General features: G+C 45.2%; 13 protein-coding genes. 6 read left to right on the top strand and 7 right to left on the bottom strand.

What is annotated here, in order from left to right:
• Positions 1-223 precede the first annotated feature (223 nt).
• The 6 genes from rpoB (at position 224) to YH65_RS01240 (ending at position 12755) form a co-directional block, all read left to right on the top strand.
• Positions 224-4381 (top strand): DNA-directed RNA polymerase subunit beta, encoded by a 4158-nt coding sequence (gene rpoB, locus YH65_RS01215; RefSeq protein WP_046550273.1) that lies wholly within the window; start codon positions 224-226, stop codon positions 4379-4381.
• A complete protein-coding gene (gene rpoC / locus YH65_RS01220) occupies positions 4374-8903 on the top strand; it encodes a DNA-directed RNA polymerase subunit beta' (protein WP_046551950.1) in 4530 nt (1509 codons plus the stop codon). Before rpoB ends, rpoC begins: the two co-directional genes overlap by 8 nt.
• Positions 8904-9111: 208 nt before the next feature.
• The gene (rpsL, locus tag YH65_RS01225) at positions 9112-9483 is read left to right on the top strand and encodes a 30S ribosomal protein S12 (RefSeq protein WP_011979826.1); all 372 of its coding nucleotides are present in this window, start codon (positions 9112-9114) and stop codon (positions 9481-9483) included.
• A 132-nt stretch (positions 9484-9615) separates the two neighbouring features.
• A complete protein-coding gene (gene rpsG, locus YH65_RS01230; RefSeq protein WP_052746047.1) occupies positions 9616-10083 on the top strand; it encodes a 30S ribosomal protein S7 in 468 nt (155 codons plus the stop codon).
• 11 nt (positions 10084-10094) lie between these two features.
• A complete protein-coding gene (gene fusA / locus YH65_RS01235) occupies positions 10095-12185 on the top strand; it encodes an elongation factor G (protein WP_046550274.1) in 2091 nt (696 codons plus the stop codon).
• 204 nt (positions 12186-12389) lie between these two features.
• Entirely contained in the window at positions 12390-12755 is a 366-nt protein-coding gene (locus YH65_RS01240) for a hypothetical protein (protein ID WP_046550275.1), read from the top strand.
• A gap of 1 nt (position 12756) precedes the next feature.
• Here the strand turns inward: YH65_RS01240 and YH65_RS01245 are convergent, their stop codons facing one another.
• From YH65_RS01245 to dxr, 7 genes are all read right to left on the bottom strand, one after another.
• The gene (locus tag YH65_RS01245; protein WP_046550276.1) at positions 12757-12999 is read right to left on the bottom strand and encodes a hypothetical protein; all 243 of its coding nucleotides are present in this window, start codon (positions 12997-12999) and stop codon (positions 12757-12759) included.
• Between the two features lie 91 nt (positions 13000-13090).
• Positions 13091-13468: a preQ(1) synthase gene (gene queF, locus YH65_RS01250; protein WP_046550277.1), complete on the bottom strand. Its 378-nt coding sequence runs from the start codon at positions 13466-13468 to the stop codon at positions 13091-13093.
• A gap of 9 nt (positions 13469-13477) precedes the next feature.
• Complete coding sequence (locus YH65_RS01255; RefSeq protein WP_046550278.1) at positions 13478-14893, bottom strand: EAL domain-containing protein; 1416 nt, start codon at positions 14891-14893, stop codon at positions 13478-13480.
• Between the two features lie 3 nt (positions 14894-14896).
• Complete coding sequence (gene gyrB, locus YH65_RS01260) at positions 14897-17212, bottom strand: DNA topoisomerase (ATP-hydrolyzing) subunit B (RefSeq protein WP_046550279.1); 2316 nt, start codon at positions 17210-17212, stop codon at positions 14897-14899.
• A 310-nt stretch (positions 17213-17522) separates the two neighbouring features.
• Positions 17523-18536 (bottom strand): tRNA (adenosine(37)-N6)-threonylcarbamoyltransferase complex transferase subunit TsaD, encoded by a 1014-nt coding sequence (tsaD, locus tag YH65_RS01265; RefSeq protein ID WP_046550280.1) that lies wholly within the window; start codon positions 18534-18536, stop codon positions 17523-17525.
• A gap of 79 nt (positions 18537-18615) precedes the next feature.
• Positions 18616-19155 (bottom strand): RBBP9/YdeN family alpha/beta hydrolase, encoded by a 540-nt coding sequence (locus YH65_RS01270; protein WP_046550281.1) that lies wholly within the window; start codon positions 19153-19155, stop codon positions 18616-18618.
• 96 nt (positions 19156-19251) lie between these two features.
• The gene (gene dxr / locus YH65_RS01275) at positions 19252-20334 is read right to left on the bottom strand and encodes a 1-deoxy-D-xylulose-5-phosphate reductoisomerase (protein WP_245609205.1); all 1083 of its coding nucleotides are present in this window, start codon (positions 20332-20334) and stop codon (positions 19252-19254) included.
• Position 20335 lies beyond the last annotated feature (1 nt).

Consider the following 20335-nt stretch of genomic DNA (forward strand, 5'->3'; position numbering starts at 1 on the left):
CCCTCCTCTAATAGTTTCTTTGTGTATCCAATACATTAACAAATACTATTAAACCTTATTGACAGAACTGAAATAACGATCGGCCTATTGCGCACATAGGCATTCGTGACCACAAAAGCCAGCTAAGATACCTGCAGTAGAGATGCCTGGCATTTTATCTGGCTTTTGAAGATTTTAGATTCTGTTCTAAAAGCGTTCTTAACAATGAAACATAAGGATAACCATGTTAAATTCTTTACATTCTGGTAACAGACTCCGCGTTGACTTTTCCAAAACCCCAAGAGAGATTGAAATCCCCAACCTATTGCAGCTTCAGCAGAAAAGTTATGAAAACTTTTTGATGCTGGGTGAAAGAGACAGAAAACACTCTACACTCGAGCGTGTATTCAGATCGGCTTTTCCTATCCACGATCAGCAGAACAGACTCACACTGACATACAAAAACTCAGAGATCATTAAACCGAAATATACCGTTAGAGAATGTATGGAGAGAGGGCTTACCTACTCTGTATCACTGAAAATGAACATCGCACTGACCATTTGGAACAGAGACGAGAAGACAGGCGAGAAGCTTGATCCTAAAGAGATCAAGGAACAGGCGGTATTCGTCCGTGATATTCCTTTGATGACAGAGAGGACATCATTTGTCGTCAACGGTGTAGAAAGGGTTATCGTCAACCAGCTTCACAGATCGCCTGGTGTTATCTTCAAAGAGGAAGAGAGTACGACGGCAGGTCACAAGCTGCTCTACTCCGCACAGATCATACCTGACAGAGGATCATGGTTGTATTTCGAGTATGATGCAAAAGATATTCTTTACGCACGTATCAACAAAAGAAGAAAGATCCCTGTAACGATCCTTTTCAGAGCGCTGGATTATACCAAAGAGGATATTGTAAAACTCTTCTATCCTACCAAAGAGATCAGCATTAAAGACAACAGGTTCCTTGTGAAGTTTGATCCGAGAGACTTTAACGGAAGAGCAGAATATGATGTGAAAGATATGGATGGCAATGTTATTGTCAATGCCGGTAAGAGACTGACAAAGAAGAAAGCGCAGCAGCTCATTGAGAATGGTTTAGAGTGGATAGAATACCCTCTTGAAATGCTGATGGAGAGACATCTGGCTACAGCAGTGATCGATCAGGAGAGTGGTGAAGTACTGTACGACGTGGTTGCTCCGCTGGATGAAACGAAACTCAAAAAAATGATCGAGCAGGGTATAGAAAGTATCGAAATTATCAATGACCTTGCCGAAGGTACAGATAGATCCATCATCAATGCGTTCATCGCTGACAACGAAAGCCTCAGACTGCTCAAGCAGACTGAAGAGATAGATGATGAGAATGTGCTTTCTGCCATCCGTATCTATAAAGTAATGAGACCGGGAGAGCCTGTAACACCTGAAGCAGCAAAAGCATTCCTGAAACAGCTCTTCTTTGATCCGGAAAGATATGACCTGACAGAAGTCGGTCGTATGAAAATGAACCACAAGCTTGGTCTTGATATTCCTGAGTATGCGACAGTTTTGACTGCCGAAGACCTTATCAATACAGTGAAGTACCTTATCAAGGTTAAGAACGGTCAGGGGCACATCGATGACAGGGACCACCTTGGTAACAGACGTATCCGTGCGATCGGAGAACTGCTCGGTAACGAACTTCACAACGGTCTTGTCAAGATGCAAAAAGCGATCAAGGACAAGATGACGACGATCTCCGGTACACTCGATGAGTTGATGCCGCACGACCTTGTGAACTCGAAAATGATCACCAATACGATCCTTGAGTTCTTTTCATCAGGGCAATTGTCACAGTTCATGGACCAGACGAACCCGCTCTCTGAAGTGACGCACAAAAGACGTCTTTCCGCACTGGGTGAGGGTGGTCTTGTCAAAGAGAGAGCCGGATTTGAGGTCAGGGATGTACACCCGACGCACTATGGACGTATCTGTCCGATCGAGACTCCGGAAGGTCAAAATATCGGTCTGATCAATACATTGGCGACCTATTCGAAAGTAAACGAACATGGGTTCATTGAAGCACCGTACAAAGTGGTAAAAGATGCACAGGTGACCAATGAGATCGTTTATATCACGGCGACACAGGAAGAGGACAAGTGTATCGCACCTGCTTCTACCAAAGTAGATGAGAACGGAAAGATCGTTGAAGACCTTATCGAAACAAGACTGAACGGAAATATCGAGCTGAATGAAGCGAAGAGGGTGGATCTTATCGATATCTCTCCATTGATGATCTCCGGTTCGGCAGCGGCACTCATTCCATTCCTCGAGCATGATGATGCGAACCGTGCACTGATGGGATCGAACATGCAGCGTCAGGCAGTACCTTTGCTCAAGACAGATGCCCCTGTAGTCGGTACCGGTATGGAGGCGATTGTTTCACGTGATGCATGGGAAGCGGTCAAGGCCAAAAGAGCCGGTAAAGTAGAAAAAGTGGATGCGAAGAACATTTATGTCATGGGTGAAGATGAAACCGGTGTATTCATCGACCATTATCCTCTTGAAAAGAATATGAGAACCAACCAGAATACGACATTCACGCAGACACCGATTGTCAAACTCGGAGATATCCTCGAAGCCGGACAGGTCATTGCCGATGGTGCGAATATGGATCAAGGTGAACTTGCGATCGGTAAGAACATCATGGTTGCGTTCATGCCTTGGTACGGATACAACTATGAGGATGCGATCATTGTCTCAGAGAAGCTTATCCGTGAAGACACTTTCACTTCTGTTCATACCTACGAGAAAGAGGTGGAAGCAAGAGAATTGAAACATGGTACGGAAGAGATCACCAGAGATATCCCGAATATCCGTGAAGATGAATTGCTTCACCTTGACGAAAGCGGTATTGTTCAGCTTGGTACGTATGTGAAACCGGGTATGATCCTTGTCGGTAAAGTTTCTCCAAAAGGAGAGATCAAACCTACGCCTGAAGAGAGACTCCTCAGGGCGATCTTCGGCGAGAAAGCGGGCCATGTTGTGAACAAGTCACTCTACTGTCCGGCATCTATGGAAGGGGTTGTTGTTGACATCAAAGTATTCACCAAAAAAGGATACGAGAAAGATGCAAGAGCGATCCAGGCCTATGAAGAGGAAAAAGCGATCCTTGACTCTGACCACCATGATCAGCTATTGATGATCGACAGGGAAGAGATCCTGAGAATCGCACACTACCTTTCAGGGCAGGAACTTGCAAAAGATGTCACGATCGGTGATAACGAGTTCAAGGCAGGCAGCAAAATTGATGAAGAGACTATCAAGGGAGTGAATAGATTTGCGCTTAGAGGTGTAGTCCAGTCTTACTCTGACGAGGTTCAGAATGAGTACGAATCCTTGAAGAATTACTTCCTAAAACAGAAGAAGAGACTCAAGAATGAGCATGAAGAGAAATTGAGTATCCTTGAGAAGGACGATATTCTTCCTTCAGGTGTGACAAAATTGGTCAAGATCTACATCGCGACAAAGAGAAAGCTCAAAGTTGGGGACAAGATGGCGGGACGTCACGGGAACAAAGGTATCGTATCCAATATCGTTCCTGAGATCGATATGCCATATATGGAAGACGGAAGACCTGTTGAGATCATCCTTAACCCGCTTGGGGTACCTTCGCGTATGAACATCGGACAGATCCTCGAGGTTCACCTTGGGCTTGTAGGTAAGAGACTGGGTGAACAGATCCAGGAGATGTTCGACAATAAAACAGAGGATTTCATCAAAGAGCTCAGAGCCAAAATGATCGAGATCGCTGATGTTGCCAAGCTGATGAATGCAAAAGAGGTTCTTTCTCAAATGAGTGACGAAGAGCTTCTTGCCTATGGTAGAGACTGGAGCAGGGGTGTGAAGTTCGCAGCACCTGTATTTGAAGGTACAAATCAGGCTGAGTTTGACAAACTGTTTGAATTGGCCAAGATCGAGAGTGACGGTAAAATGACACTGTATGATGGAAAAACAGGTGAGAAGATGATCGAGCGTGTCAACGTGGGATACATGTATATGCTCAAACTGCACCACCTTGTCGATGAGAAAGTACACGCACGTTCAACCGGACCATACTCGCTTGTTACACAACAGCCGGTCGGTGGTAAAGCACTGTTCGGTGGACAGAGATTCGGAGAGATGGAAGTATGGGCACTTGAAGCCTACGGTGCTTCCCATATCCTCAAAGAGATGCTGACGATCAAGTCGGATGATGTTGAAGGTAGAGCTAGAGCTTATAAAGCGCTGACCAAAGGTGAATCTGTACCGGCTTCCGGTGTGCCTGAAACGATGTTCGTATTGACCAAAGAGCTTCAGGCCCTTGGACTTGACGCAGAGCTATATGAGAGTAAAAAAGAAGTGGAGAGTGAAGATGAGTAAGTTTTTAGAGAATTTAACACCGATTGATCTGAACAGTGATGACAGACCGAAGGATATTGCGGCCCTTCAATTGAAAGTGGCAAGTCCTGAAAAGGTACTTTCCTGGAGTTACGGTGAAGTAAAAAAGCCTGAGACCATCAACTACAGGACGCTTAAGCCGGAGCGTGACGGGCTCTTCTGTGCGAAGATCTTCGGACCGATCAGAGACTACGAGTGTCTGTGTGGTAAATACAAGAAGATGCGTTACAAAGGTGTGGTCTGTGAAAAATGTGGGGTTGAGGTAACCTCTTCAAAAGTAAGAAGGAACAGAATGGGTCATATTGACCTTATCGCACCTGTGGCACACATCTGGTATGTCTCTTCCCTCCCGTCAAGAATCGGTACACTTTTGGGTGTCAAGATGAAAGACCTAGAGCGTGTACTTTACTATGAAGCGTATATTGTCAAAACACCGGGTGAGGCGAGTTATGACAATGAAGGGCTCAACCCTGTTCAGAAGTATGATGTGCTCAATGAAGAGCAGTATCAGCAGATCGTTTCACGTTTCGGTGACACGGGTCTTGATGCCAGAATGGGTGGGGAGATCGTGCAGGAACTCCTTGCAGACCTTGACCTTGTCGATATGTTCGCACAGCTCAAAGAAGACATTCAGGCAACAAAGTCCGAAGCAAAAAGAAAAACCATTGTCAAAAGACTTAAAGTCATCGAAGCATTTCTCCATTCAGGTAACAGGCCTGAATGGATGATGTTGACACAGCTTCCGGTTCTCCCGCCGGACCTCAGACCGCTTGTAAGCCTGGATGGCGGTAAATTCGCGGTTTCTGATGTGAACGACCTCTACAGAAGAGTGATCAACAGAAACCAGCGTTTGAAAAGACTGGTAGAACTCGATGCGCCTGAAATTATCGTTAGAAACGAAAAGCGTATGCTTCAGGAGGCGGTTGATGCACTGTTTGACAACGGCAGACGCGGAAATGCGGTAAAAGGTGCGAACAAGAGACCATTGAAATCACTCTCGGAAGTGATCAAGGGGAAACAGGGACGTTTCAGACAGAACCTTCTGGGTAAGCGTGTCGACTTCTCCGGACGTTCCGTTATTGTTGTCGGCCCTGACCTGAGAATGGACCAGTGTGGTCTTCCAAAGAAGATGGCGATCGAACTTTTCAAGCCGCATCTGATGGCAAAACTTGAAGAGAAAGGCTATGCGACTACATTGAAGCAGGCCAAAAAGATGATTGAACAGCAGGTGAATGAGGTATGGGAGTGTCTGGAAGAGGTTGTCGAGAACTATCCGGTTCTTTTGAACCGTGCCCCGACACTGCACAAGCTCTCTATTCAAGCCTTCCACCCAAGACTGATCGAGGGGAAAGCGATCCAGCTTCACCCATTGGTATGTTCTGCGTTCAACGCCGACTTCGATGGTGATCAGATGGCGGTACACGTGCCCCTATCAGATGAAGCGATTGCCGAAGCAAAAGTATTGATGCTCGCTTCCATGAACATTCTGCTTCCTGCATCCGGTAAAGCGATCGCGGTACCATCCCAGGATATGATTCTTGGATTGTACTATCTGACACTCGAAAAGAAGGATGTCAAAGGGCAGCATAAACTCTTTGCCAATGTTGAAGAGGTAGAGATCGCATTCGAGCAGCAGGCACTTGATTTGAACGCACGTATCAGAACAGTACTTGACGGACGCATTGCCACGTCAACGGCGGGACGTTTGATCCTTAAATCGATCATTCCCGATTATGTACCGGAGAAGTACTGGAACAAAGTACTCAAAAAGAAAGATATCGGTGCATTGGTGGATTACATTTATAAAATCGGCGGTGTTTCGGAAACAGCCGGTTTCCTTGATAACCTCAAGGATATGGGTTTCAAATATGCGACGAAAGTTGGTGTTTCCATCTCCATTGATGATATTATTATCCCTGAGATTAAAGAGTCCCGTGTCGCTTCTGCCAAAGAAGAGGTCAAAGAGATCCAGCGACAATACGCTGCGGGTCTTTTGACGGACCAGGAACGATACAACAAGATTATCGATATCTGGACCGATGCGAACAACGCCATTGCCGAAGCATTGATGGATCTGATCAGAAAAGACAAAGAGGGGTTCAACTCCGTTCACATGATGGCTGACTCAGGGGCGAGAGGTTCTGCGGCGCAGATCAGACAGCTCTCCGGTATGAGGGGCCTGATGGCAAAATCTGACGGATCGATCATTGAGACACCTATTACCTCGAACTTCCGTGAAGGTCTGAACGTACTTGAGTACTTCATCTCCACCCACGGTGCGAGAAAAGGTCTTGCGGATACTGCACTTAAGACGGCAAATGCGGGTTATCTGACCAGAAAACTGATCGATGTTGCGCAAAACGTGAAGATATCCATGACCGACTGTGGTACGCACGAAGGCGTGGAGGTATCCGATATCGTTGTGGGTAACGAAATGATCGAACCTCTGGCTGACAGGATTTACGGAAGAGTATTGGCAGAAGATATCATCGACCCTATCACTTCGGAAGTACTGGTGTCAGAAGGTACGATGATTGACGAAGAAACGGCGATAAGAGTGCAGGAAGCAGGTGTAAGGTCTGTAGTGATGAGAGCACCTTCAAGCTGTAAGGCTCCCAAAGGTATCTGTGCAAAATGTTACGGCTTGAACATGGCTGATAACAAAATTGTCAAGCGTGGTGAAGCAGTTGGTGTTATTGCGGCACAGTCGATCGGTGAACCGGGGACACAGTTGACGCTGAGAACTTTCCACACCGGTGGTACGGCAACAGCAGGTAAAGAAGAGCGTTCTGTCGTGGCGACAAAAGAAGGTTTCGTCAGATACTACAATCTTTCAGTCTATCGTAATACAGAGGGCAAACTGATCGTTGCCAACAGAAGAAATGCCGGAGTACTTTTGGTCGAGCCGAAGATCAAAGCGGTAAACAAAGGAAAAGTCTCTATCATCGTTACGCACGATGAGATCGTGATCTCTGTAGAGAACAACGGTGATGATGAGGTTAGGTACAACTTGAGAAAATCAGATGTTGCCAAGTCGAACGAGCTTGCCGGGGTTGCCGGTAAGATCGAAGGAAAACTCTTCCTTCCTCTCAAAGATGGTGATACAGTGAAAGAGGGTGACTCTATTGTAGAAGTGATCAAAGAGGGTTGGAGTATCCCAAGCCGTATCCCGTTCGCATCTGAATTAAAGGTGGAAGACGGTGCTCCGGTGACACAGGAAGTACTTTCCGAAGCCAAAGGTACCGTGAAGTTCTTCCTTCTGAAGGGAGATTACCTTGAAGCACACGATGGTGTAAAAGCCGGAGACAAAGTGGAAGAAAAAGGCCTTTTTGCCGTGGTTGTCGATGACAACAACAGAGAGGCGGGAAGACACTACATCTCCAGAGGTTCCGTGGTCCAGGTGGACAACAATGCCAAAGTGGAGAGAGGTGATAGACTTTCCGCACCGGAGAAAATGACACAGGTCGTGATCGCAGAATGGGACCCGTATTCCGAGCCGATCATTGCAGAGCAAAAGGGTACGTTGAAATTTGAAGATATCATTCCTGGTGTGACTGTTGTAGAACAGTTTGATGAGGTGACCGGCGATACAAGACTGGAACTTAACGAGTATATTCCTGCAGCCTATAAGCCGGCGATCACGCTTGCAACTGAATCGGGTGAGTTGATCCGTTATCAGCTTGACCCCAAAACGATCCTGTTCGTCAAGGATGGTGAAGAAGTGAATATTGCCGATATTTTGGCAAAGACACCAAAAGCGGCGATAAAGTCCAAAGATATTACGGGGGGTCTTCCAAGGGTTTCCGAACTCTTCGAAGCAAGACGTCCGAAAGATATCGCGCTTATCGCACAGATCAATGGTGTGGTCAGCTTCGGTAAACCTCTTAGAGGAAAAGAGAGACTTATCATCTCCGGTGATAATGGTCAGATAACTGAGCAGTTCATCGATAAGAACAAAGTGGCACTTGTGCATACAGGCGAATATGTCCATGCCGGTGAGAAATTGACTGACGGCATTGTATCAAGCCATGATATCCTTGCGGCACTAGGTGAAAAAGCATTGTATGACTATATCGTTTCCGAAGTCCAGATGGTCTATCGTAGACAGGGGGTTAACATCTCTGACAAACACATCGAGATCGTAACATCTCAGATGATGAGACAGATCAAAGTAGTTGAGAGCGGTGACTCCAATTTTATTGCCGGAGATATCATTTCCCGCCGTAAGTTCCAGGAAGAGAACCAGAGAGTGATCGCACTTGGCGGAGAGCCTGCGATCGCTGAACCGATGCTTGTGGGTATTACCCGTGCAGCGGTCGGTGCAGACTCTATCATCTCTGCGGCATCCTTCCAGGATACGACGAAAGTACTGACTTCAGCCTCTATCGCCGGTACGGTGGATATGCTCGAAGACCTCAAAGAGAACGTCGTCATTGGCCGTCTCATCCCTGTGGGTACAGGTATGATCGACTCTGACGAGATCAAATTCTCCGCTGCCGAGTAAGCAGCACCTCCTCCCATTCATGTCACCTTTAGGGCGGCATGAATGTCCTGCTCACACCACACTCCCCGAATATAAGAAAAAGCAAAGAAATTTTCGATATAATATGCCTCCATTTTTGTCTCTATAGGCCAAAATTAAGTACTTTGCGAGTATTTAGTTTTGGTGTAAGAACCAGATTCAATTCAAACTAACAAAGAAAGGAAACGATTTGCCTACAATTAACCAATTGATTCGTAAAGAACGTAAGAAGCAAGTGAAAAAATCAAAATCACCTGCACTCGTAAAATGTCCTCAGAGAAGAGGCGTATGTACAAGAGTTTACACAACAACTCCAAAGAAACCTAACTCAGCACTTAGAAAAGTTGCCAAAGTTAGATTGACTTCAGGATTTGAAGTAATCTCTTATATCGGTGGTGAAGGTCACAACCTTCAGGAACACTCTATCGTACTTGTACGTGGAGGTAGAATTAAAGATTTACCTGGTGTAAAGTATCACATTGTTCGTGGTGCACTCGATGCTTCAGGTGTAACTGGAAGAACAGTTGCAAGATCTAAGTACGGTACTAAAAAACCTAAATAATTTCAACATTATTTAAGCGCGTTAAAAAGTAAAAGTTTAGTCTGGGAACAGACTTGAGCAGGTTTTATCAAGAATCCTTAGGGGATAAAACTTGAGTAAATCAGTAATAAAAGATTGAAGAGGAAAAAAATAATGAGAAGAAGAAAAGCTCCTGTTAGACCGGTACTGCCAGATCCAGTATACGGTTCTAAAGTATTAACAAAATTCATCAATGCAGTCATGCTTGATGGTAAGAAAAGCACTGCGCAAAAAGTCATGTATTCTGCGTTAGAAAGAATTGAATCAAAAACTGGTGAAAAAGGTATTGAAGTATTCAACAAAGCGATGGATAACGTCAAGCCTGTTATGGAAGTAAAATCAAGAAGAGTAGGTGGTGCAACGTACCAGGTACCTATTGAAGTAAGACCTGCAAGACAGCAGTCTCTCGGAATAAGATGGATCGTTGATGCAGCAAGAAAAAGAAATGAAAGAACTATGATGGAGCGTTTGTCCAATGAACTGATGGATGCTGCAACTGAAAAAGGTTCTGCTTTCAAGAAGAAAGAAGATACATACAAAATGGCAGAAGCGAATAAAGCATTTGCTCACTATAGATGGTAAGGAACTAGGTTATGGCAAGAACGCACAAACTTGAAGACGTAAGAAACATCGGTATCGCCGCGCACATCGATGCAGGTAAAACAACAACAACGGAAAGAATCCTTTTCTACACAGGTGTTGAACACAAGATCGGTGAAGTTCACGACGGTGCAGCAACGATGGATTGGATGGAGCAGGAGCAGGAAAGAGGTATTACGATTACTTCCGCTGCGACAACTTGTGAATGGCTGGGTAAACAGATCAACATCATTGACACTCCGGGCCACGTTGACTTTACGATCGAAGTTGAAAGATCCATGAGAGTACTTGACGGTGCCGTATCTGTATTCTGTGCAGTTGGTGGTGTTCAGCCTCAGTCTGAGACAGTATGGAGACAGAGAAACCGTTATGGTGTACCTTCATTGGTTTTCGTAAACAAAATGGACAGAACCGGTGCTGATTTCCTTGAAGTCGAGAGACAGATCAGAGACAGACTCAAAGGTAACCCTCTTGTTATCCAGCTTCCTATCGGTGCTGAAGAAAACTTCGAAGGTGTGGTCGATCTTGTCAAAATGAAAGAGATCGTATGGGATGCAGATGCTGAAATGGGTTCTGCATACCATGAGCAGGATATCCGTCCGGAGCTTCAGGATCAAGCGGAAGAGTTCAGAGAAAAACTGATCGAAGGTATTTCCGAAGTCGACGGTAACGAAGCGCTTATGGAAAAATACATGGAAGGTGAAGAACTTACAACTGAAGAGATCATGGCTGGTATCAAAGCAGCAACGATCAATATGCACGTAGTTCCAATGCTTCCTGGAACAGCATTCAAAAACAAAGGTGTTCAGACACTTCTTGACGCTGTTGTTCACTACCTTCCTTCTCCAGTTGAAGCACCACCGATCAAGGGTACCAAAATGGAGGACGAGAATGTTGAGGTAATTGTTGAATCTACAGATGACGGCGAGTTTGCTTCACTGGCATTCAAAATTATGACTGACCCTTTTGTCGGACAGTTGACATTTATCCGTGTATACAGAGGTTCTTTGGAATCTGGTTCATACGTGCTTAACTCTACCAAAGAGAAGAAAGAAAGAGTCGGTCGTATCATGAAGATGCACGCGATCAAAAGAGAAGAAATTTCCGAGATCTACGCAGGTGAGATCGGAGCGGTTGTTGGGCTTAAGAACACAACGACCGGTGATACTCTCTGTTCAGATAAAGATAAAGTCGTTCTTGAAAGAATGGACTTCCCTGATCCCGTTATCTCTGTTGCGGTTGAGCCTAAAACAAAAGCTGACCAGGAAAAAATGGGTATTGCATTGAGTAAACTTGCTGCAGAAGATCCTTCTTTCCGTGTCAATACAGATGAAGAATCCGGTCAGACTATCATTTCAGGAATGGGTGAACTTCACCTTGAGATCCTCGTCGATAGAATGAAAAGAGAATTCAAAGTTGAAGCTGAAGTCGGTGCGCCACAGGTTGCTTACCGTGAGACTATCAGAAAAGCAGTCAACAAAGAGTACAAGTATGCGAAACAGTCCGGTGGACGTGGACAGTATGGTCATGTATTCCTCAAGATCGAACCGCAGGAACCAGGTTTTGGATATGAGTTTGTTGATGCAGTCAAAGGTGGGGTTGTTCCTAAAGAATTTATCCAGCCGGTCAACAAAGGTGTACAGGAAGCAATGGCAAGAGGTATTCAGGCAGGATACCCGGTAGAAGATGTCAAGGTAACACTTTATGACGGTTCATACCACGATGTTGACTCCTCTGAAATGGCGTTTAAACTTGCCGGTTCTATGGGATTCAGAGACGGTTGTAGAGAAGCGAACCCGGTCATTCTTGAGCCAATGATGAAAGTTGAAGTTGAGGTACCTGAAGAATTCATGGGTGATGTCATCGGTGATGTTGCGAAAAGACGTGGACAGGTGAACGGTATGGATGACAGGGCGGGTAACAAGATCGTTAACGCGTTTGTTCCACTTTCTGAAATGTTCGGTTACTCAACTGACCTTCGTTCAATGACTCAGGGACGTGCAACATATGCTATGGAATTCGATCATTATGAAGAGGTTCCTCAGAATGTAGCCAAAGAGATCATCGAAAAGAGAAATAGTTAATCTTTCGTAGTATTTCACTATAACTTTGAAGGAGCATCTCAGTCATGTACTGGGAGTACGCTCCTTCGATACAACCTTCAAATTTACAGCAAACTACTACAAAATCTATAACTATTTAAACCTAAATACAATCCAACAAATCTAGCATTTTAACTTTCTATAAACTTTTATACTATAATTCACCATATTAATTTAAGGAACATAATGAAAGTCATCATAGACCTCATAGAAGATATACGAGAATCGATAGGTAATGCTGAAGATTATATTCTGACTGCTGGGCTTTTGAAAGAGGATACAAAAGATCCTTCCAAACTCATCTATGCAGGTGAAGCATCTCTGAATAAATACTATCTTGACCCTGTTGGCAAACAACTTGTCTTTGAAATGGATGGTAGTGATGCAAAAATTACCATAGGAGAGCTTATCCCTCTACTTTTGATATCTGATATGGATACGATGATGTATGGGCTCAGAATGGACGTAAATGAACAATATAGTGATATAGAGATCATAGGGTTTGGCAAGAATGAGGAGATGAAGAAATATCTCCTCTTTATCAAGCTGTAAATCAGGTCTGGCTTAAATAGGTTGGTTTCTGTTCCATCAGGACCCAGTTCATGTTGATGTGCTCTTTTTTGCAGAAATAGGCAATGGCTTCGTAGGGGATCTTGTTTCTTTTCTTGATCACGGCAAAGTATTGGGGGTCGAGGTGCAGTGCTGAAGCTATCTCTCTGTCGAGTATCTTTTTTTTCTTTTTCTGGGCAATGAGTATCTCTCTGATCCGCTGCATGACAGTTTTGAAATCCATCATAATCATCCTTCTTTGAATTATAGAAGTATCATATAGGATTTATGCAGCAGGGATCAAATATATGTCATATTGTCATAAAACAGTGACTTGGCTAAAACGTATCGCTGTCTATCTCAATGATGGTATGCACATTCCCCCTGGGGTTGAAATCGGCGATGAGTTTCATTGATTTTGGTTTCAGTCTGCTGTAGAGTGCATCGAAAATCTCGTTGGCGGAGTTCTCGTGGGAGATGTGTCTGTACATGAAAGAATTGATGTAGAGTTTAAGTGCTTTGAGCTCAATGACTTTTTTGTCAGGAACATATGAAAGTTTCATTATTGCGAAATCCGGGTAACCAGAGCGTGGGCAAAGGCACATGAACTCAGGAAGTTCTATATTGATAGTGTAATTCTTTTCGTGTTCGTTCGGCCAGAAATTCTTTTCGGCATTGATGTCGAACTCCTGTATCTCTTTTTCTCCGTATTTCATGGTGTTCCTTTAATTGTATATTTGTATGAGTTGTTGTTCTGTAACGGGTTTTCCAATACCAAAACCCTGCAGGTAGTCGATACCCAGTGCGATCAGTTCTTTTTTCTGTGCTTCGCTGTCTACCCACTTTGCCACGGTAGTGATGTTAAGACTCTTTGACATGCTGACCAGAGAGCTTAGCATAGCATGGGTATTGGCATCTTCGAGTTTACTGACGTAGTCCCTGTCAAACTGTACGATGTCGAAATGAAAGTGTTTCATGTATTCCATGGAAGCGTTGGATGAACCAAAATTGTCTATGGCGATACGAATACCCTTTGTTCTGAACTTTTGTAGTGTCTCCAGATAGCCGCTGAGATTATGGTGTGTCTTCCTCTCATAGAGCTCGATGATAATACGTGAAGGATCAGCAGATGCTTCCTCCAGAAATGAAAAGAATTTTTTTTGGCAATCACCATTACGCAATGAGAAAGGTGAAAGATTGAAAGAGAATGAAATACTGTCATTTACAAGAGGTAAAAGAGAAAGAATATGTGTAAATATGGCAAGATCATATTCCCGTCCCAGTCCCAGACGATTTATAATGGGAAGAAACTCTCTTGGAAGTATATCTTTATGACTTGGTGATCGCAGTTTTACTGCAACCTCATAGATATCTGTTTTCCCGGTTTTTACATTCAAAAGTGGACGGAACGAGAGAAGAAGATTCTTCTCCTTGAGTGCTTCGATGATAGCTGCTTCAGTTTGTGATACTTCTTTTGCATCAGGCACAGGTATTTTTTCTTTTTTTTGCGTTTGGGCAGCAAGAAGGTCTTTGAGATGCAGAATGGTTGTTTCGATATCTTCATCTATATCTCTGATCATGGAGAAGGCATAATCGAGCTCTATATTGTTAATGGTACAATTCTGCTTAATGAAGTTTTCAAAGATATGCTCTATCTCTTCACTCTTTTTGTCGACAGCAATAAGAAATTCGGCACCGTAGCGTCTTGCGATCAGTACATTTCCAAAGCCGGCTTTTTTGAACTCATTGTGAAGTTTGTGCACAATTGAGTAGAGAAGCACGTCCACTTCATCGGTACTGTAATTCTCACTGATCGTACTGAGGTTTCGGATAACAAGCAGGGCAATGGTCCTGGTTTTATAGGCTTCCATCTGGGCAATAAACGCTTTTTCATTGTATCCCTGTGTTGCCATATCTACCAGTGTTTCATTGACACTGAGATTGATGAGAAAATAGATGAAATAGACGCTAATGAATACAATAGAGGCAAAGAGTATACCATTCTCCAGTGTCAGTTCAACTTTTTTTTCATGGAAGAATACGGCATACAAGACAAGAGAGATGAGTAGAACAACAGGGATACCGGCTCTTAAAGCCAGTTCGAACCGTCTTCCTCTCTCCTGTCTTTCAGATTGTAGCATGGGTCAGACATCCAGGTGTTTGACATCTTTGGCATGACTTTCGATGTAGGCACGCCTTGGCTCTACCTCGTCTCCCATAAAGAGTGTAAAGGTTTCACTTGCTTCTTCGCTATCATCGATCCTGACCTGGAGTAGTCGTCTGTTCTCCGGGGTCATCGTCGTCTCCCAAAGCTGTTCAGGGTTCATCTCCCCCAAACCTTTGTAGCGTTGGATATAAGCACCTTTCTTGGCTGAAGCTTCCACTTCTGCAAAGAGTGCCAGGAGGTCTTTGTCTTTGAACTCGTCAGTGATGTGTTCTTGGATCTTCTGATGAATGTGGATCGCCTCATTGTAATGTGGGTTGGTAAAGAGGGTCTCATCTACGATCAGCTCTTCAAGTCCGTCGTTGGTCTGAACAAAATAGTGCAGTCTGTCTTCTGTGATCGTTTTGTTCAGAATGTTATATCCCAGTTCTTTGATGTACTTTTCAAGTGTTTTCGCCAACGCTTTGTTCGAGGTACCGATGATATCCGGATTCTCAATCATATAGCGCAGCACTTCAGGCAGAGCAAAACGCTTCTCGATCTCTTTGAGCGTCATTTTATAATAAGCCACGAGCTTGAAGAGGTCTATAAGGTCATTTTCTCCCATCGTTTTGCTCTCAATGACAGAGATACCATTCTCGATAAGGAAATCGTTTAGTGCCTTGTCGTCTTTGAGGTAAGTTTCATTCTTCCCTTTTTTATAGCGGTACAGCGGCGGCTGTGCGAGATAGAGGTATCCTTTTTCCACTACGGGTTGCAGGAAGCGGAAGAAGAAGGTCATCAGCAGTGTCTGGATGTGGGAACCGTCCACATCGGCATCGGTCATGATGATGATTTTGTGATATCTGAGTTTGTCTTCATTGAATTCCTCTCCGATTCCGCAGCCCAGTGCAGTGATCATGTTTTTGATCTCGTCCGACTTGAGGATCTTTTCCAGTCTGGCTTTTTCTACATTGAGGATCTTACCTTTGAGCGGCAGGATCGCCTGGAAAACTCTGTCCCGTCCCTGTTTGGCCGAACCGCCCGCTGAGTCTCCTTCCACCAGGTAGATCTCAGAGATCTCGGGGTCTTTGCTTTGGCAGTCTGCCAGTTTGCCCGGAAGCGTTCCCACAGACATGGAGTCTTTACGTTTGACGAGGTCCTTGGCTCTTTTGGCAGCATCCCTGCCGCGTGCGGCAAGCAATACCTGTGCCATGATGGCTTTGGCCTCTGTGGGATTCTCTTCAAGGTATTTGTTAAAGTGCTCCGAGAAAAATTTCTGTACCAATGGGCGTACATAACTTGAACCGAGCTTTCCTTTGGTCTGTCCCTCGAATTGCGGTTCTGGAACACGTACGGAGACAATGGCAATAAGCCCCTCTTTGCAGTCCTCGCCTGTAATCTTCACTCCCTTCTCTTTGGCAGAGGCATTCTTGGCGATATAGCTTGCGATCGAACGGGTCAGTCCCGCTCTGAACCCCGCTTCATGGGTACCACCGTCAGGGGTCTTGATGTTGTTGACAAAGGAGAGTGACTTTTCGGTATCCGAATCACAGTACATTAGTGCAATATCGATCTCTATGTCATCCGCTTTTCCCTGAAAGAACTGTGCTTTGGTCAGAGGCGGTTTTGTATTCATGTCTTCAACGAACTGTTTGATCCCCCCTTCAAAATGAAAGATCTCCTTGGTACCGTCTCTCTCGTCTTTAAATTCAATTCTGATCTTAGGATTGAGATAGGCAAGCTCCTTAAAACGTTTGCTCAGAATTTCTTTCTGGAAAGTGACGCCCTCAGTGAAGATAGAGTCATCCGGCCAGAACTCTATCTTCGTTCCCTTTTTGCGTGTTGGTCCCGTTGCTACAAGTGGTTCCTGAGGAATACCCTTTTTGAAGGATTGTTCATGGATCTCTCCATCTTTGAAAACGGTCAGGTGAAGTTCTTTGGAAAGTGCGTTCACTACGGAGACCCCGACCCCGTGAAGACCACCGGAAACCTTGTAGGTGTCCTTGTCAAATTTACCACCGGCATGCAGCACGGTAAGCACAACTGTGGCAGCAGAGATCTTCTCTGTCGGGTGTTCTGTAACAGGGATACCACGGCCGTTATCCTCAATGATGGCAGAACCTGCTTTGGTAAGGGTGACCTTGATCGTGTCACAGAACCCTGCCATTGCCTCATCGATGGAGTTATCAACCACTTCGTAGACGAGGTGGTGGAGTCCTTTTGTAGAGGTATCACCGATGTACATTCCGGGTCTTTTTCTTACCGCTTCGAGTCCCTTGAGGACCTTAATATTACTCGCACCATATTCTGCCATAGTCAAACTCCGTTTCTTGGGGTATTATTAGTATATATTTTAGCGAAATAAACTTAGGGAAAGCATGCTGTAGCCGGGATTTCACAGCATTTGGGAAAATATTTTTCTGGGATACTTTAAGTGTGTCTGAAATCATGAGATTATCACTTTTTTGATACGCAATTCCGTAGGGTGCATAATCATGCACCACAGATTAAAATTTGCTTGTTTTTTTGTTGTTAAGTCTTCGTAGGCTGTGCAACAGCACACCTATAAACAAAATTGACATTAAAGTAAAAACCGACATTCGAAAGGTGTGCTGTTGCACACCCTACAACAGCATTCCCGCCTGCTGTTTTTTGGTACTGACGATATCGATCTTGTTGGGATCGATGAACTGTTTTCGTTCGTAGGCATCTATGGCGTATCTTCCTATCATTGCTGCATTGTCTGAACAGTATTGGAGAGGGGCGACATGCATGGTCTTCCCGAATTCCCGGCAAAGGTTTTCATAAGCACCTCTGAGGTACTGGTTGGCTGAAGCACCTCCCACGATGGCAAAATCCCTGATAGGCTCTTTGGCAAAGATTTTCTTGCTTTTCTGGAGCAGGTGCAGTTTGACTGCTTTTTGAAAAGAGGCGGAGAGGTTGGCTTTGTCCTGTTCTGTCATCTTCTCTGCGCCCCCAAGCTTCTCAACGGTAAGCCGTACGGCATTCTTCAGGCCGGAGAGGGAAAAAGCAATGAGGGGAGAGTTGCGCAACGGTACGGGTAGGTTGAAACGGTTCTCGTCCCCTTTGAGGGCAAGCGCTTCTATGAGCGGCCCTCCGGGGTAGCCAAGACCCATCATTTTGGCACATTTGTCGAAACTCTCCCCTACGGAATCGTCCATGCTGGTGGCAAGGATCTCCATATGTTCAAAATTTTTAACGCGTATGACCTGTGTATGCCCGCCAGAGATGAGGAGTACCAGAAGAGGGAAACGGGTTTCCTTCTCTATGAAAAGCGAGTAGATATGCCCTTTGAGATGGTGTACGGGGATGAGAGGGATGTTTTGCAGTACGGCCACCGTTTTTGCCATAGCGATCCCCTCAAGCAGCGTTACGCCAAGGCCGGGCTGATTGGTGACGGCAACTGCTTTGAGTTTGTCAAACCACGGTTTTGTCTCTTCGAGTATCTTGGGCAGGGCTACCGCATGCAGTCTTGATGCCAGCTCCGGGACCACTCCGCCGTAGCAGGAATGTTCCGCCTCCTGGGAGATCTTTTTGTGGTAGAGGATCTTTTTTGTGGTTGTTTCGGTAATGGCGATGGAGCTGTCATCACAGCTGGACTCGATACTGAGGATCATATTTGCCTCTGTAGGGTGCTGTCCCCTGACGGCACCGTGATAAATTTGGTGTTGTGAGGGCACAACACCCTACGGTTTTTTAACATTTTTTCTCCATTACTAATTGTTCAATCAATTCCCATTTTCCATACCCGCTGTCTGCATTGATATGCCCTGCATTTTCAATAATTGTGAGAGGGATATTGTAATGTTCTGCGATCCGTGAGGCTTCTTCTACGGTGATCCAAGGGTCATTGCTTGAGATGATCATATGAACCTCTTTGGCATGAAGATCATCCGGCATGGGGCAGGGGAAGAATGTTCTGATGGTACTTTCGGTTGTGGTCAGACTTGGCGGGGATACCATGAAAAGTCTTTCTACACCTTCAATATCTTCTTCGCAGAGCCAGAACCAGAGGGTGTTGGCCAGGGAATGACATACGACGGTGTCCGGCCTGAAATCTTCCAGGATCGCCTTGACCTGCTTTATCCATCTGTTTTTGTTTGGAAAGTGACAGTTGTCAAGCAGGGGGAAACTGACCGTACCATAATTCTTTGCGATCTCACAGGCAAGCTCCGCCTGCCAGTGCGGGGAATCAGAACCTCCCCAGCCGTGGAGAATAAGGTATTTGTTTTTCATATATATCTCCTATATCTCCGCGTAGGGTGCTGTCCCCTGACGGCACCATTTGATTGAGGATCCGTTTTGTTTTTGGTGCTGTGAGGACACAGCACCCTACATCGATTCAGCATATTGTCTCACCTCCCTGTCTATTTGGATGATCTCCTCAATATTATTCGCCTTTACATTCTCAAATTTTTTGTAGGCATCCAAAACCATCTCACTCATCCCGAAAAAGGAGCATTTCTCTTTCTGGAAAGCTTTGATGGCCACTTCATTGGCAGCATTGACCACGACACCAAGATGCGGGTTCTGCAATATGTGTTCCTTAATATTCCAGATGGGGTAACGGGTAGATTCTATGGGCAGAAATTCCAGCGATCCGATACCCAGAAGGTTTGTCGGTGGCAGGATCTCTTTGGTCACTTCGCCCTTGAGTGCAAAAGCGATGGGCAGCTTCATATCCACTCCCGCAAAGTGCGCTGTTGTAGAGCCGTCGACAAATTCGACCAGGGCATGGATGACCGATCTCTTTTCGATCACAGCATCGATATTGGAAGTGTCAAAGAGCCATTTGGCTTCGAGCAGTTCGAAGAGTTTGTTGGTCATGGTCGCAGAGTCGATGGTGATCTTGTTTCCCATGGACCAGTTGGGATGTTTAAGCGCATCTGAGAAAGTGGCATCTTTCATTTTGTCCAGTTCCCAGTCCCTGAAGGCGCCGCCGCTTGCAGTGATGTAGAGCTTGGAGAAAGGGCGTTCGTTCATCAGGTACCAGAGTCCGAAATGTTCGGAGTCGATCGGTGTGATGAGCGACATATCGATGAACTCTCCGGCAACGACCAGTGACTCCTTGTTCGCCAGAGCCACTTTTTTTCCCAGTGAAGTTGCTTTGAGTGTGGGAGCGAGGCCGGCATAGCCTACCAGGGCATTGACCACTGTACGACTTTGGGAGTGTTCTATGACTTCGAGTATGCCTTGGGCACCGCAGAGCACACGGGGATGGTTGACCCTGCCCCTGTCGGCCTCATTGGCGATGGCGACCAATTTGGGCTGGTGTACTGCGATCTGTTGATTAAGCAGGTCGATATTGTTCCCTGCTACCAGTGCTTCGATAGTGATGTTGTAGTGTTCGGCAACAATGAGGGTATTAACCCCGATAGAGCCGGTGGAACCCAGGATGATGATGGAGGATGGCATT

It is taken from the genome of Sulfurovum lithotrophicum, assembly GCF_000987835.1.
Taxonomy (GTDB): Bacteria; Campylobacterota; Campylobacteria; order Campylobacterales; family Sulfurovaceae; genus Sulfurovum; species Sulfurovum lithotrophicum.

Bases quoted from the DNA above. Each gene is read 5' to 3' on its own strand.
- YH65_RS01245 (WP_046550276.1), bottom strand. From the start codon at position 12,999: ATGATGGATTTCAAAACTGTCATGCAGCGGATCAGAGAGATACTCATT.
- rpsG (WP_052746047.1), top strand. From the start codon at position 9,616: ATGAGAAGAAGAAAAGCTCCTGTTAGACCGGTACTGCCAGATCCAGTA.
- YH65_RS01240 (WP_046550275.1), top strand. From the start codon at position 12,390: ATGAAAGTCATCATAGACCTCATAGAAGATATACGAGAATCGATAGGT.
- rpoC (WP_046551950.1), top strand. From the start codon at position 4,374: ATGAGTAAGTTTTTAGAGAATTTAACACCGATTGATCTGAACAGTGAT.
- YH65_RS01270 (WP_046550281.1), bottom strand. From the start codon at position 19,155: ATGAAAAACAAATACCTTATTCTCCACGGCTGGGGAGGTTCTGATTCC.
- YH65_RS01255 (WP_046550278.1), bottom strand. From the start codon at position 14,893: ATGCTACAATCTGAAAGACAGGAGAGAGGAAGACGGTTCGAACTGGCT.
- gyrB (WP_046550279.1), bottom strand. From the start codon at position 17,212: ATGGCAGAATATGGTGCGAGTAATATTAAGGTCCTCAAGGGACTCGAA.
- fusA (WP_046550274.1), top strand. From the start codon at position 10,095: ATGGCAAGAACGCACAAACTTGAAGACGTAAGAAACATCGGTATCGCC.
- dxr (WP_245609205.1), bottom strand. From the start codon at position 20,334: ATGCCATCCTCCATCATCATCCTGGGTTCCACCGGCTCTATCGGGGTT.
- rpoB (WP_046550273.1), top strand. From the start codon at position 224: ATGTTAAATTCTTTACATTCTGGTAACAGACTCCGCGTTGACTTTTCC.
- tsaD (WP_046550280.1), bottom strand. From the start codon at position 18,536: ATGATCCTCAGTATCGAGTCCAGCTGTGATGACAGCTCCATCGCCATT.
- queF (WP_046550277.1), bottom strand. From the start codon at position 13,468: ATGAAATACGGAGAAAAAGAGATACAGGAGTTCGACATCAATGCCGAA.